The 13,922-nt window shown below is 37.1% G+C and carries 10 protein-coding genes; 6 read left to right on the top strand and 4 right to left on the bottom strand.

What is annotated here, in order from left to right:
- Positions 1 to 143: 143 nt before the first annotated feature.
- Both DKL56_RS07270 and DKL56_RS07265 read right to left on the bottom strand, forming a co-directional pair.
- Positions 144 to 1,637: a BspA family leucine-rich repeat surface protein gene (locus tag DKL56_RS07270; protein WP_109715928.1), complete on the bottom strand. Its 1,494-nt coding sequence runs from the start codon at positions 1,635 to 1,637 to the stop codon at positions 144 to 146.
- A gap of 302 nt (positions 1,638 to 1,939) precedes the next feature.
- On the bottom strand, positions 1,940 to 2,893 hold the full coding sequence (locus tag DKL56_RS07265) for a class A sortase (protein ID WP_109715927.1): 954 nt from the start codon (positions 2,891 to 2,893) through the stop codon (positions 1,940 to 1,942).
- A gap of 261 nt (positions 2,894 to 3,154) precedes the next feature.
- Between DKL56_RS07265 and DKL56_RS07260 the strand changes: the two genes are divergently transcribed.
- The 4 genes from DKL56_RS07260 to DKL56_RS07245 all read left to right on the top strand — a co-directional run bounded on the left by DKL56_RS07260 (position 3,155) and on the right by DKL56_RS07245 (position 9,144).
- Positions 3,155 to 4,045 (top strand): PRD domain-containing protein, encoded by an 891-nt coding sequence (locus DKL56_RS07260; protein WP_109715926.1) that lies wholly within the window; start codon positions 3,155 to 3,157, stop codon positions 4,043 to 4,045.
- Between the two features lie 134 nt (positions 4,046 to 4,179).
- A complete protein-coding gene (locus DKL56_RS07255; RefSeq protein WP_109715925.1) occupies positions 4,180 to 6,159 on the top strand; it encodes a beta-glucoside-specific PTS transporter subunit IIABC in 1,980 nt (659 codons plus the stop codon).
- 28 nt (positions 6,160 to 6,187) lie between these two features.
- Entirely contained in the window at positions 6,188 to 7,633 is a 1,446-nt protein-coding gene (locus DKL56_RS07250) for a glycoside hydrolase family 1 protein (RefSeq protein WP_109715924.1), read from the top strand.
- Between the two features lie 62 nt (positions 7,634 to 7,695).
- Entirely contained in the window at positions 7,696 to 9,144 is a 1,449-nt protein-coding gene (locus DKL56_RS07245) for a glycoside hydrolase family 1 protein (protein ID WP_420812389.1), read from the top strand.
- 160 nt (positions 9,145 to 9,304) lie between these two features.
- Here DKL56_RS07245 and DKL56_RS07240 read toward each other — a convergent pair whose 3' ends face one another.
- Positions 9,305 to 10,165, bottom strand: coding sequence for a helix-turn-helix domain-containing protein (locus tag DKL56_RS07240; protein ID WP_109715923.1), 861 nt, complete (start codon positions 10,163 to 10,165; stop codon positions 9,305 to 9,307).
- A gap of 104 nt (positions 10,166 to 10,269) precedes the next feature.
- Here DKL56_RS07240 and DKL56_RS07235 point away from each other — a divergent pair, with 104 nt between their 5' ends.
- Complete coding sequence (locus tag DKL56_RS07235; protein ID WP_109715922.1) at positions 10,270 to 11,520, top strand: MFS transporter; 1,251 nt, start codon at positions 10,270 to 10,272, stop codon at positions 11,518 to 11,520.
- 43 nt (positions 11,521 to 11,563) lie between these two features.
- Here the strand turns inward: DKL56_RS07235 and DKL56_RS07230 are convergent, their stop codons facing one another.
- Positions 11,564 to 12,802 (bottom strand): MFS transporter, encoded by a 1,239-nt coding sequence (locus tag DKL56_RS07230; protein WP_222710193.1) that lies wholly within the window; start codon positions 12,800 to 12,802, stop codon positions 11,564 to 11,566.
- Positions 12,803 to 12,949: 147 nt separating this feature from the next.
- Between DKL56_RS07230 and DKL56_RS07225 the strand changes: the two genes are divergently transcribed.
- Positions 12,950 to 13,882 carry a cytochrome C5 gene (locus DKL56_RS07225; RefSeq protein WP_109715920.1) on the top strand — a complete coding sequence of 311 codons (933 nt, stop codon included), beginning with the start codon at positions 12,950 to 12,952 and terminating at the stop codon, positions 13,880 to 13,882.
- Positions 13,883 to 13,922 lie beyond the last annotated feature (40 nt).

Raw genomic sequence — 13,922 nt, 5'->3', positions numbered from 1 at the left:
AACTCCTAACATGTTTAATTTGGGCATTATTATATCATCGATGAGAATAAAGTGTTAGTGATTTGCATTTCATAATTGTATATAGACATATAAAAACAGCCCTTAAGCGATAAGTGCTTAAGAGCTGCTATTTATTTGTTTTATTAGAAGTTAGCTTTCTTAACATATCTGTTTTTGCCGACAATATAGAAACGTTTGCCGTGGATTTTTACAGAGCCACCATAAGTTACAACAGATTTATGCTTTTTAAGAACTTTTCTGTTAGCTCTTTTACCCTTTGCGTTATATAAATATGCATTGTGAGTTAATCTACGTTTAATACCAGAAATATTATTAGCCTTAACGAAGCTATTGTCTCCTAAAGCGTAGTATTTCTTACCATCAATTATTTTAGTGCCATATGTTGCAATAGATTGGCCAGCAAAGTATTCACCGTTTTTAAGAGCACCATTTTGATCATAAACGTAAGTGTTATGCATTACTGCGCGGTAAACCGGTCTCTCAATTGGTTTAGGAGTAGATGGAGTAGTTGGTTTGGTTTCAGTATTGTTGTTAGTAACAGGTGCGGTAACAGTAGGCGTTGAAGGAGAGGATGGGGTTACACTTGAGTGATCTTCAGCAACTTTGACATAAGTTACTGTCTTATCAGTGTCTTTATCATCATCTTGTTTACTATCAACAGGGTATTTAGCAAGTAATTGAGAAGTGGAGAGCTTGTCTTTTCCCGCAGGCTTTTCAGGAGTACCAGTACCTACTTCTTGCCAGATGGCTTTTGTATTAAAACCAGTTTTATTGAGATTATCATTTACATTGAACGTAAAGTTGGTTAGACCATCCAAACCCTCAAGCATGTTGCTCATAGTGATGGCTTTGCTTACTCCAGAAGAATTACCCAACTTAAATTTACCAATATCTAATGAAGTCAGGCTCTTGTCGCCAGTAAACATGTAATCCAGCATATCAACTGCTGATGTATCAAAATTGTTTAAATTCAATTTTGTTAGACTTGAGCAGCCATTAAACATACTAATCATGCAAGTAACTTTGCTTGTATTGAAGTGGGATAAGTCTAGGTTAGTCAAGCTTGAGCAGCCATAGAACATTGCTCCCATGCTAGTAACGTTTGCAGTATCTGTAAGGCCGTCAATTTCTTTTAAGCCTGAGCAGAAAGCAAATAGATTATCCATGTTTGTTACATTTGAGGTATCAACATTAGTAAGATCAATCTTTTCTAGTTTAGGAAGACTGCTAAAAAGCCCAGAAGCTGAACCTTTGATAGTTAATTTACCCTCAAAGTTAATGCTCTGAATCTCATCGTATTTAATACCATTAATTGCACTAATTGGTGTAGGATCAGAACCATCAGGAGCTGCTATTGTTCCTTCAGGGATGGTTAGTTCATGTGTCTTTTGATTATATGTGACTTTCAATCCATTCCAGTCTTTTACGATTGGTGTATCTTTGTCAGCATCCGCATTACCTTTATCTGCAGTGGTTTGCTCAGTAGTTTGAGCAGGTGCAGTAGTTTTGGCGCTGGCAGTGGTTGGACTAGCAGCTACCAATCCCAGTGCTGCTAGTGCCATACCGCAAAATAATAACTTTTCTTTCTTTTGTTGAATATTATTGTGATTATCCATGATATCCTCCTATAGAATAAAGTTAAGTACATTTACAGTATATTAGGACAGGATAAAACTAACCATTAAATTTCATAATATAATTTAAATCAAATTATAATTGACCAAATTTCTAATATCAGAATTAATAATTTGTCTAAATAAAATTTATGACTGACGAAAAAAGCCTGTTACTTTGTTGAAATTCCCAAAGTAACAGGCTTTTTGCCTTATTAATTTGATTTATTTAGCATTTTACTAATACACGTATATGAATAGCAGAAATTTTAGATTTCATTATTAATACACGTGTTTCAGCCAAATTATCTACGCCAAGTTCGCACTAAGCACCAGCAGATAATGATGAAAAAGATAATATTAAAGCCAAGTATACAAGCACTGATTACACTCATTTTTTGGAAAAAATGTGGGTGGATACGTGAGTGAACCTGAACGCGTTTTTTGACCACTTTCTTCTTATTTTTAACAGGTAAAGAAATTTCTTTCTTATTTTCTTTGGATTCAGAATTAGCAGTTAGTTCTGCAGCGGCAAGATTTGCTTTAGTTGCCTTAACTTTACTGATTAAGTCGCCCTGGACCACAGTTCGATGTTCACCATAGCCATATTTTGAAGTGTTGAAATCGGAACAGGTTATCAGTGTAATCATGCTTTTGTCATTAACATTATTTTCGACTTCAACCTGAGTAGGTTTGACTGCAAATGAAATACTTTTTGTTTCATAGGCATAAATATGATTAAGATCGGTTACGTAAATCAGGTCACCTATTTTGGCTAAATGCAGATTGTCTAAAACCGCTGGTCCATATGATCCCATGTAATGGCCGGCTAAAACGTAGTTGTTTTTGCCGCCCATCGTTCTGTCGGGCAGGCAGGTAACCACACCGTATTCTAAATTTTGATTTTGATCACCGTATCCGGCAAATAAAGGATTATGAATGTTAACGGCTGGAATTGAAATACGTCCAATTGCATAGGCCTTAACTTGTTTTGATTTTAGTATCCTGCTTGCGCTAATCGATTCTGTTTTGCTCGCATCATAGTTAGTCTTGCGCTTTTTGTTTTTGGTGGCTTGTTTAGGGGTTAATTCCGAAGTTGCTTTTTCAGCGTTCTGTTGGAAAAGATAGGAGCTACCAAAGCCTGAACCAAAAAAGATTAGGGTAACGCCCAAGTAAAAAAGGGCACCAATCAGAATAATTTGAATAGAAGACCATATTTTTTGTTTTAATGATGAAGAGTTTTGCTTTTTTTTAGCCAATTTAGTTTACCTTCCGCTATTTTTAATAATCACTATACTTTATTTTAGAGAAAAAAGCGCTATTTGCACATTTATTTGAAATAAATACAAGTACTGATAAAAAATCTTCAAATAATTGTTGAAATCGCTTTAACACTGTTCTATAATCATATACGTAAATAAGTGTGTTACTGATTCGATCAGGCATTAACCTATGAACAACAAGGATATAAGCCCATAGTGTTGTTCATAGGTTTTTTTATTGAAAGAGGAGTTTGCTGAGTGAAATTTATCAAAAATTTTAACAACAACGCTGCCTTGGTGTCGGATGAATCTGGTGTTGATTGGGTAGTAATCGGAAATGGCATTGGCTTTGGTAAAAAGCCAGGCGATCCGATTGATGAAGATAAAATTACCCGTCGCTTTGTTGCAGTTGAGAAGAACATGGAAATGATTGATAGTGTTAGTGATCTTGACGATCGAACATTGTCCTTAACAACCGATGTTATTAATCTAGTTAACAAGCGATTGGACGTAAAGTTTTCTGATTATCAGTATCTGGTTTTAGCTGATCACATCGATTTTATGCTAAAGCGAAACGATGAAGGTGTTGAACTTGGGCAGGATACGCTCGGCTGGGAATTAAATAAACTATTTCCAAAAGAGTATGCGGCTGCAAAAGACGCACTGAGGTTGATTGAAGGGGAAACAGGATTAGCTTTTCCAAAGACGGAAGAAGTTTTTCTTACTTACCACTTTATCAACGCCGGTTCAAATCAAGCTAAAATTCAAGACACAATCAAGATTACCAAGCTGATACGCGGTGTAGTTGAAATTATTGAATATCAATACGGCATGCAACTTGACACTGAATCATTTAATTTTAGTAGATTTATGACGCATCTTAGATCATTTATGGTACGCCATCTCTACCCAATAGATGACGAAGGTGATGGGAGTGAGCTTGATATTTCTTTACTTGAACTAATGAAAGTAAAGTATCAAAAAGCATACGAGACGGTTTTAAAAATCGGCACTTATTTATCTAAACAAGCTGGTTGGAAATTGCAACCTGATGATGAAGTATATTTAACGCTTCATGTATGGCGAGTTACTCATCGCCAGAAGAGTGATCATACTGATGATTCAGAGCAATCTTCAATTAAAAATTAATTACTAGTTTAAACGGTGTGTTACTGTTTACAGGCATTAACCCGAGAACTTAAAGATGAGCTATGTATTTTGCGTAACGTAATTTACAGAGCAGATTCTTTATATTCTCGGGTTTTAGATTTTTGGAGGAAAAAATGGCTTACGAAGAACTAAGTCGTGAAATTATCGCCAACGTTGGTGGTAAAGAAAATGTTGCCAGCGTGGTGCATTGTACAACTCGCCTACGCTTTAAATTGAAGGATACTTCAAAGGCAAATGACGAAAAGATGAAAGCAACTGATGGTGTTTTGTCACTAGTTAAATCTGGTGGACAATATCAAGTTGTTATTGGAAATAACGTTGCTGACGTCTACAATACTTTAATTAAAATTGGTGGCTTTGGAGATGGTGGATCAGTTCCTGATGACTATGTTGATAACAGTAACATGAGTTTAACTGATAAGTTTATCGACTTAATCTCTGGTATCTTCAATCCACTTTTAGGTGCAATGTGTGCTGCTGGTATGATCAAGGGCTTTAACGCAATGTTCTTAGCTTTGGGTTGGTTATCAGCAACCTCAGGTACCTACATTATCTTAAACGCAATTGGTGATAGTTTATTCTACTTCTTACCAGTTATTTTAGGTATTTCATCAGCTAACAAGTTTGGCATAAATACTTATTTAGGTGCAACTATCGGTGCTGCACTCTGTTATCCATCAATTGTTGCAATGACTGGTAGTAAGACTGCATTGTTTACTATCTTTAAAGGTACTTTCTTACAAGCCCCAATTCATATGACTTTCTTGGGCATCCCAGTAATTTCAATGAATTATACTTCATCAGTTATTCCAATCATTATTGCTGTTTGGTTTGCTTCTAAGGTACAAAAAGTTGCTCGTAAGATTATTCCTGACGTTGTTAAGACTTTCTTAGTACCATTTGTTGTTTTACTGATTACTGTTCCAGTTACTTTCCTTGTTATCGGACCAGTTGCAACTTGGGCAGGTAATGGTATTGCTGCAATCGTAAGTGCTATTTACAACTTTAGCCCAATTTTGGCCGGTGTATTAATGGGTGCTTTCTGGCAAGTATTTGTTATCTTTGGCGTTCACTGGGGCTTCGTTGCGGTTATGATGACCAACGTTGCTGCAATGGGCTATGACCCAATCGTTGGTTTATCATTAGCTGCATCATTTGCTCAAACTGGTGTTGTTTTAGCAATGATCTTCCAAACTAAGAATGAAAAGACTCGTAGTATTGCTATTCCAGCCTTTGTTTCAGGCATCTTCGGTGTTACTGAACCAGCTATTTACGGCCTTACTTTGCCACGTAAGAAGCCATTTATTATCAGTTGTATTGCTTCCGCAATCGGTGGTGGTTTAATCGGATTCTTTGGTACTAAGCTCTACATTATGGCCGGAATGGGTATTTTCTCAATTCCAGGTGCAATGGGCAAGAACGGTTTTGACAGTACTGTATACGGTTTGATTATTGCAATGGTTGTTGCAACTGTTCTTGGTTTTGTTCTTCAAATGATTTTTGGTAAGAACAGTGTTGACGAAACTTTAGATGAACAAGTTGCTCTTGCTACTGCTGGCACTGCTGCAGAAGCAGGAAACATTAAATCAGAAGAAGAAACAGAAACTGCTGCAAAGCCAGCAGCTCAAGCTTCATACAATGAAGCTCAAAAATTAGTTGCTCCATTAAATGGTACAATCGTACCTCTTAGTGATGTTAAAGACGAAGTATTTTCAAGCGGTTCAATGGGTCAAGGTGTTGCAATCGAACCAAAAGATGGCCAAGTGTGTGCACCATTTGATTGTGAAATTGCAATGACTTTCCCAACTGGTCATGCAATTGGTTTAAGATCACCTAAGGGTGCCGAAGTTATGATTCATATCGGCATGGACACCGTTGAATTAGACGGTGAAGGGTTTAAACTATTAACTGAGAAGGGTAAAACTGTTAAAGCAGGCGAACCACTCATCGAATTTGATATTGATAAAATTAAGAAGGCTGGCTACGAAATTACAACGCCAATCATTGTTACTAACACTAATAACTACCATAAAGTTAATGTGGTTGCTAGTGGTGATGTAACAGTTGGTGACCAATTGCTAGACTTAGAATAATAAGTATTTAAAGAAAGGAATATCTTTTATGAAGACTAATAATTTCCCAAAAGGCTTTTTATGGGGTGGCGCAACTGCTGCTAACCAATTAGAAGGTGCTTACCAAGAAGGCGGCAAAGGACTATCTCTTCCAGATGTTTTGCCTGGTGGAAAAGAGCGAATGAAGATTATCGCTTCACCTGAATTTGATTTTAAGATTGATCCTAAATATACTTACCCAAACCATGTTGGTATTGATCACTATCACCACTTTAAGGAAGACATCAAGCTCTTTGCTGAAATGGGCTTCAAATGCTACCGTTTCTCAATTGCCTGGTCAAGAGTCTTCCCTAATGGTGACGAAGAGCAACCAAATGAAGAAGGCCTTAAGTTCTACGATGCAGTTATTGATGAATGCTTGAAGTATGACATCGAACCAGTTATCACCATTTCACACTACGAAATGCCACTTCACTTGATTACTGAATACGGTAGTTGGACAAACAAGAAGTTAATTGGTTTCTATGAAAACTTTGCACGCACAGTTTTAACTCGCTATAAGGACAAGGTTAAATACTGGATGACCTTTAACGAAATTAATAGTGCAGCTCACTTCCCAATCATGAGTCAAGGCTTGACATTGAGTAATGGTGCCGGCGACAAGAAGAATATTTACCAATCATGGCATAATCAATTTGTTGCTGGCGCTAAAGCTGTTAAAATTGGTCATGAAATCAACCCTGACATGCAAATTGGTTGCATGATTTTATATGCAACTACTTACAGCTATGATTCTGATCCTAAGAATCAGTTAGCTACTTTGCAAAATAATCAAGCTAACAATTTCTTCTGTACTGACGTACAAGTTCGTGGTCATTACCCAGCTTACACTAAGAGCTTGCTTGCTCGTGATGGCGTTGAATTAAGTGACATTGACTACAATGATGAAGAACTTGATTTACTTGCTAAGAACCCAGTTGACTACATTGGCTTTAGCTACTATATGTCATCAGTAGTTGATGTAACTCACGAAAATCAAGAAACCACTAATGGCAACTTGATGGGTGGTGTTAAGAACCCATTCTTGAAGGCTAGTGACTGGGGTTGGCAAATCGACCCAACTGGTTTGAGAATTGCACTTAACGAATTATCAGATCGTTACGAAAAGCCATTATTTATTGTTGAAAATGGTTTGGGCGCGATTGATAAACCAGATGAAAATCACTATGTTGATGATGATTACAGAATTGACTACCTTCGTGAACATATCGAAGCAATTTCTGAAGCAATTTCAGATGGTGCTGAAGTAATGGGCTACACTCCTTGGGGCTGTATCGACCTAGTTAGTGCTTCAACTGGTGAAATGTCTAAGCGTTACGGCTTCATTTATGTTGATGAAGACGATGAAGGTAATGGTACATTTGACCGCTACAAGAAGAGATCATTTGACTGGTACAAGAAAGTTATCGATACTAACGGTGCAGATTTAGCATAATAGTTCACTTTGCGTAATAGCTCAGAAAACTATCAGTGAATTTGACGAAAAGGAAAAATTCTATGATGAAGACTAATAATTTTCCAAAAGGCTTTTTATGGGGCGGCGCAACTGCTGCTAACCAATTAGAAGGTGCTTACCAAGAAGGCGGCAAAGGTTTATCGATTGCAGATGTTTTGCCTGGTGGAAAAGAGCGAATGGACATTATCGCTTCACCTGACTTTGATTTTAAGCTCAATCCTAAATATACTTACCCAAACCATGTTGGTATTGATCACTATCATCACTTTAAAGAAGACATCAAGCTTTTTGCTGAAATGGGCTTCAAATGCTATCGTTTCTCAATTGCTTGGTCAAGAGTTTTCCCTAACGGTGACGAAGAGCAGCCAAATGAAGAAGGGCTTAAGTTCTACGACGCATTGATCGATGAATGTTTACAGTATGACATCGAGCCAGTTATTACCATTTCACACTATGAAATGCCACTCCACTTGGTTACTGAATACGGTAGTTGGAAGAATAAAAAGCTAATTGACTTTTATGAGAACTTTGCACGCACAGTTTTAACGCGTTATAAGGACAAGGTTAAATACTGGATGACCTTTAACGAAATTAACAGTGCAACTCATTTTCCAATCATGAGTCAAGGTTTGGTATTGAGCAATGGTGCTGGTAATAAGAAGAATATCTACCAAGCATGGCATAATCAATTTGTTGCTGGCGCTAAAGCTGTTAAGATTGGTCACGAGATTAATCCTGATATGCAGATTGGTTGTATGATTGCGTATGGAACTACCTATAGCTATGATTCTGATCCCAAGAATCAATTGGCTACTTTGCAAGATAACCAAGTTAATAATTTCTTCTGTACTGATGTACAAGTTCGTGGTCATTACCCAGCTTACACTAAGAGCTTACTAGCTCGTGATGGTGTTAAGTTAAGTGATATTGATTACAATGATGAAGAACTTGACTTGCTTGCTGAGAATCCTGTTGACTATATTGGCTTCAGCTATTACATGTCACTAGTAGTTGATGTAACTCATGAAAATCAAGAAACTGCCGCTGGTAACTTGTTGGGTGGTGTTAAGAACCCATTTTTGAAGGCTAGTGACTGGGGTTGGCAAATCGACCCAACTGGTTTGAGAATTGCGCTTAACGAATTGTCAGATCGTTACGAAAAACCATTGTTCATTGTTGAAAATGGTTTGGGCGCGATTGATAAGCCTGATGAAAATCATTATGTTGATGATGATTACAGAATTGACTACCTTCGTGAACACATCGAAGCAATTTCTGAAGCAATAGATGATGGTGCTGACGTAATGGGCTATACTCCTTGGGGCTGTATTGATTTGATTAGTGCTTCAACAGGTGAAATGTCTAAGCGCTACGGCTTCATTTATGTTGATGAAGACGATGAGGGTAACGGAACATTTGATCGTTACAAGAAGAGATCATTTGATTGGTACAAGAAAGTTATCGACACTAACGGTGCAGATTTAGCATAGTTACGAAAGATTTAAAAACCCCGAAATTAAGTTATCTTGATTTCGGGGTTTTTGCTTGTAATTATTGTGAGTACGTAACTTAAAACTTGGCTGAATACTCCATGTTTATTAACAGGAATGATTATACAGCAAGTTATCTATAAAATTCAAAGCACATATACTAATTTGTCGTCTTGATATTTTCATCAATCATTCTTTGACAGCTTTTGCTAAGCTCGGTCATACCAATTAGAGAAAGTTGTTCAACTTCTTTTTGGCAATTATCGATGTAGACTTGCTTTGGTTCATCGCGATACTTAAGCAGATTTTCTAAAATCAATAAGAGCATTTTGCTGAAACAAGTAATTGGTTTAGTTGGAACTTGCTTGGACATCTCAATTAGTTCCCAAGCATCAGTATACTTATTCTCGCTTATGCACATTTCAATCATATTAATTAAAATGCCTAAAACAATGAATTGAGTGTCCTCGGCATTACTATTTTTAAATTGGCGAAAAATTTTCTTAGTAATCACCAAATCGCTACCAAAATCATAAAAGTACATAAAGTTCAAAAAAATGGTTATTGTATCTCGATCGAAATTTTCGGCATTAAAGAATTTACTTTTTAATTCGCTCTTTTCTTTTGCACTTAGCTTTTCAGTTGTTTGTTCTATTATTGCTAACACTGAATCAACACGCAGCAAAAGCTCATCTTTATCTGCAAAAGTACTATTAATGATTGTTCGTTTAATTTCTTTTAGGTGTTTAAGGTCGCAATCATAATAAGCATCGGTGATTTGATTAATTATTTCTTTTTCTAGTGCATCATTTGATTTGGTTTGGTAATCAATTTCATCAAAAAAAGACGCAAGATCGACACGATTTCGTCTTAATAATTCAATTAAATCTTCCGCTGAAATACGGCTTAAGCCCTTTTCAACTTTTGAATAAAAGGACGGACTGATAATCTCACCAATCCATGAACGTTGTGTTTTACCAGCCTTAATCCGATACTCTTTAAGTAAATTGCCGATAGTCATTTTTAGTATATCCTTAAAAATATTGTTTCATATATGACACTTTTTAATTTAAAATTCTAACTCAAATATAATAATTGTAAAGAAGTATATTTAGGAGTGAAAAGATGATTGTTTTTTTAAGAAATAAAGAATACCGCAAGTTTTCGATTGCCAGCATCTTATCAAGTGCGGGAGACATTCTATTTTATTTGGCTTTAATGACCTATGCCAGTCGGTTAAAAAATTACTCACTTGCGTTGTCGTTAATTGCAATTTCTGAGTCTATTCCACGCCTTTTATCTAGTTTTGGCGGTTATTTTGCAGACCGCACAAACAATAAATTTTCTAAGATTGTTTGGCTGGCAATGATTAGAGGAGCGCTCTATTTATTGGTTGGTTTTCTATTCAGTCAAAATATTGCTGGCTGGAACTTAGTAATGACCGTAATTGTGATTAACTTTATTTCAGATACTCTTGGAACATATTCAAGTGGACTAAGCACTCCTTTAATTGTTGATTTAGTTAAAGAAGATGAAGTTGGTGAAGCAGAGGGTTTTACTACCGGAGTGTCGCAAGTAATTACACTGATTAGTCAATTTATTGGTTCAGGGTTGTTACTATTTATGTCCTATTCTGTGCTAGCTGTTATTAATGGACTAACATTTATCGTAGCAGGTTTGATTTATCTTAGTATTTCGCGGAAGCAGCACAAGGATACAGCACAAGACAAAGTCCAGGAAGTAGACGACCGAAGCTACTGGGCAACAATGGCTTTGGCTTTAAAACAAGTAAAAAAGGCTGGTGGACTTTTGACCACAGTTTTAGTTATTGCCTTACTGAATGGCGTTTTAAGTACGATTGAGCCTCTATTGTCAATCGTGATAGCTGGTAATCGTCAAACAATGCTAATCGGTACATATAGTTTTACAATTGCTTTAGTCGGTGCAATGGCAGGCGTTGGAGCAGCTTTAGGCAGCATTGCTGGAACTAGATTATTTAAAAATATTTCCCTTTATTTGGTTGTCTTACTTGCAAACGTTGCAGCTACCTTTGTCTGTATTTCAATTATGGGCAAACAATTAATTTGTTGCCTGATTACTTATTGTTTAATGGGCTTCTTTGCCGGAATTGCAGGTCCCAAATTAACGCAATGGCTAGTTACTACAGTTGACCGTAAAATTCTGGCATCATCGGTTGGCCTAATAAACACGGTTTTACTGGTTGTTAGCCCGTTAATGACAACTGCCTTTACAACTTTATCGGCTGCTACCCATGTTAACTACGCTGTGTTAGGTTTATTAATACTGAGTCTTTTAACTTTTGTAGTTACTATCATTGTAATGAATAAGACAAAAGCAAAACCAGCTGCAAAATAAAATGAATAATAAAAAAGCTAACCAGGAATTTCTGGTTAGCTTTTTACTTGCTAGTGTTTTTCTTTAAACTGAAAAAGATTATAAGCATAAAGTTGATTAATAGGGTGAAACCAGTTGTCCAAAAGACGGTTGCATAATTAAACAAACCTGAAATAGTTGATCCCATTAATGAACCAAAAACGGAACCGACAGCTTGGAACGATTGGTTGTAACTGAAGATTCGACCAAAACTTTCTGCTGGCGTATTAAGTGTCAATACAGTTTGAGCTGCAGGAAGCATTGCGGCACTGGCAATACCGAGTAGAAAACGTAAACCTGCAAGGGCCCAAGGAGAATTAGTTAAAGCCATTGGTACAAACAGAATTGCACCAACGATTAAGCCAAGACGTAAAATTTTTAGCGGGCCAATTTCATCCATTTTATGACCGATTTTTGAGGCCGCAAGTAAAGTTCCAAGGCCCGGAGTAGCAGCAACTATTCCGGCAACGAAGGCAATATTCTTACTGTTTGGCATCATCGATTTAACGTATAGCGAAACAATCGGGTCAATCGACATGTTGGCAGCTTGCACTAATAGGGTAGTGATGAACATTGCAAAAATCAATTTAACGTTAGGCAGGGTATGAATAATTTCCTTCATTGGTTTCATCTCTTCACGTGAAATTGGTGTAAATTTCTCTTGTACTAAAAAGGTTGAACCAAGAAAAACTAGTACCATTAAAAAACCAGTAATGAAGAAAGGAATACGATAACCCCAAGCACCGCCAAGCCAGTTGCCAAAAAAGTTTGATAGAACACCGCCAAGTAGTGGCCCAACGAGGTTACCAGCAGTCCCTGCTGTCATCATCTGGCTCATTACCCAACCACTTTTTCTATGCGGTGTTTCGCCAGCAATAAGTGCTGTTGCGTTGTTAATATAACCGGAAAAAGCTCCTTGAATGAATCTCATCACAATGATATAAATCGCGTTTGGTGCAAATCCGGTTGCCGTAATAGTTAAGGCCATGACGCCAGAAGCTCTCATACACATGAGTTTACGCCCCTTACGGTCAGCAAGGTTTCCCCAATAAGGTGACACTATTGCCTGGGCAATAAAGGTCATTGCAAATGCAAGACCGGAGTACATACTGATTTGAAACTTGCTGTAATGCCCAAGATCAGCGATAAAAAGCGAAATAAAGGGCATTGTCATGGAATACCCCATACCGGTAATAAAACAACCTAACCATAGGGTATAAAAGGCTTTATGCCATCCGTCGGGTAATTGATCTGAACTTTTCAAAATATCCTCATCTTTCTTTTTAAAATTTTCAAAAAAACAACATCTTTTTTTATTCTAGCACAATAAAATTGCTAAAAATTTATAAAAACGTGCAACCTCGAATTAAAAACGTGCTAGGATATTGTTTCTGAAAGGAAGAGGTGTTGTATGAGTCAGGATTCACACATGACAAGAAGTGAGTACCGTAAAAAATATGCGGGTGAACAGCAAGAAGTGCCTAATCGGTCCGCTGAAAACAAGTTGTCTGAACAGGATACTGCTTCGACAACACGTACTGAATATCGTCATTTAAAACTAAATTTCTGGGAAATTTTTTCAGATCGGCCTTATGTTGCTGTAGCAATAGTTGTTTTGGCTATTTTCTTTGTAATGGCTAAGTTATGGTGGCTATTGGCAATTCTAGCAATTATTGTTGGTGTGGGAATTTTTATTATCGGTCACAGTCATCATCCCGACCGCGTCCTCAGCCTTGAGTTTAAAATGAAGGCTTCACGTAAATTGAACATGTTACGAGCACTTCAATTTGGTGGCTCGGTTTTGATGTTTCTAGCTACTTATATGAAAAAAGTGGTGACGGTTAACTTTCCGGCCGCTGGTTCAACCGATGGCTTACAAGTGATTCAGGGCATTTTGTCTAACCGTGGTGGAGTATATGGTCAACAAGGTTCGTACTTGTTAAGTTTGCTCAATACTTTTACCGGGGGACAGCTTTGGGGTAAGTACCGTTATGCAACCAATAGCGCTCAAATGATGAATAGTGGCGCTGGTCGGTTGATTATTATGTGGGTTTTATTATTGATGATTGCACCTGCTTTTTGTGTTTTAGCGCAATTTTTTAGAGAACCATATTCCCGTAACACTGCTCTAGTTGCCTCAATCGTTGCAACGGTCAGCTTTGTTTTAACACCACATTTACTCAGTAAGTGGATTGTAGAATATGCAATGGAGAATCGGATGGCTAATGAGCAAGCAAAAGCAGCGATTAGCATTGGTCCGATGGCATATGTCGCAATGCTTTGTGCAGTTTTGGTCTTAGTGATTTCAATTTATCGGGCAATTAAAAGGGATCATTTTGAATAACGTAAAAAAGCAACAAACTAACAGATTTGCTAGTTTGTTG

This window comes from Lactobacillus apis (genome assembly GCF_003150935.1).
In the GTDB taxonomy this organism is placed as follows: domain Bacteria; phylum Bacillota; class Bacilli; order Lactobacillales; family Lactobacillaceae; genus Lactobacillus; species Lactobacillus apis.
This window is presented reverse-complemented; position numbering and strand designations above follow the sequence as displayed.

Bases quoted from the DNA above. Each gene is read 5' to 3' on its own strand.
- DKL56_RS07270 (WP_109715928.1), bottom strand. From the start codon at position 1,637: ATGGATAATCACAATAATATTCAACAAAAGAAAGAAAAGTTATTATTT.
- DKL56_RS07255 (WP_109715925.1), top strand. From the start codon at position 4,180: ATGGCTTACGAAGAACTAAGTCGTGAAATTATCGCCAACGTTGGTGGT.
- DKL56_RS07250 (WP_109715924.1), top strand. From the start codon at position 6,188: ATGAAGACTAATAATTTCCCAAAAGGCTTTTTATGGGGTGGCGCAACT.
- DKL56_RS07245 (WP_420812389.1), top strand. From the start codon at position 7,696: ATGATGAAGACTAATAATTTTCCAAAAGGCTTTTTATGGGGCGGCGCA.
- DKL56_RS07240 (WP_109715923.1), bottom strand. From the start codon at position 10,165: ATGACTATCGGCAATTTACTTAAAGAGTATCGGATTAAGGCTGGTAAA.
- DKL56_RS07235 (WP_109715922.1), top strand. From the start codon at position 10,270: ATGATTGTTTTTTTAAGAAATAAAGAATACCGCAAGTTTTCGATTGCC.
- DKL56_RS07225 (WP_109715920.1), top strand. From the start codon at position 12,950: ATGAGTCAGGATTCACACATGACAAGAAGTGAGTACCGTAAAAAATAT.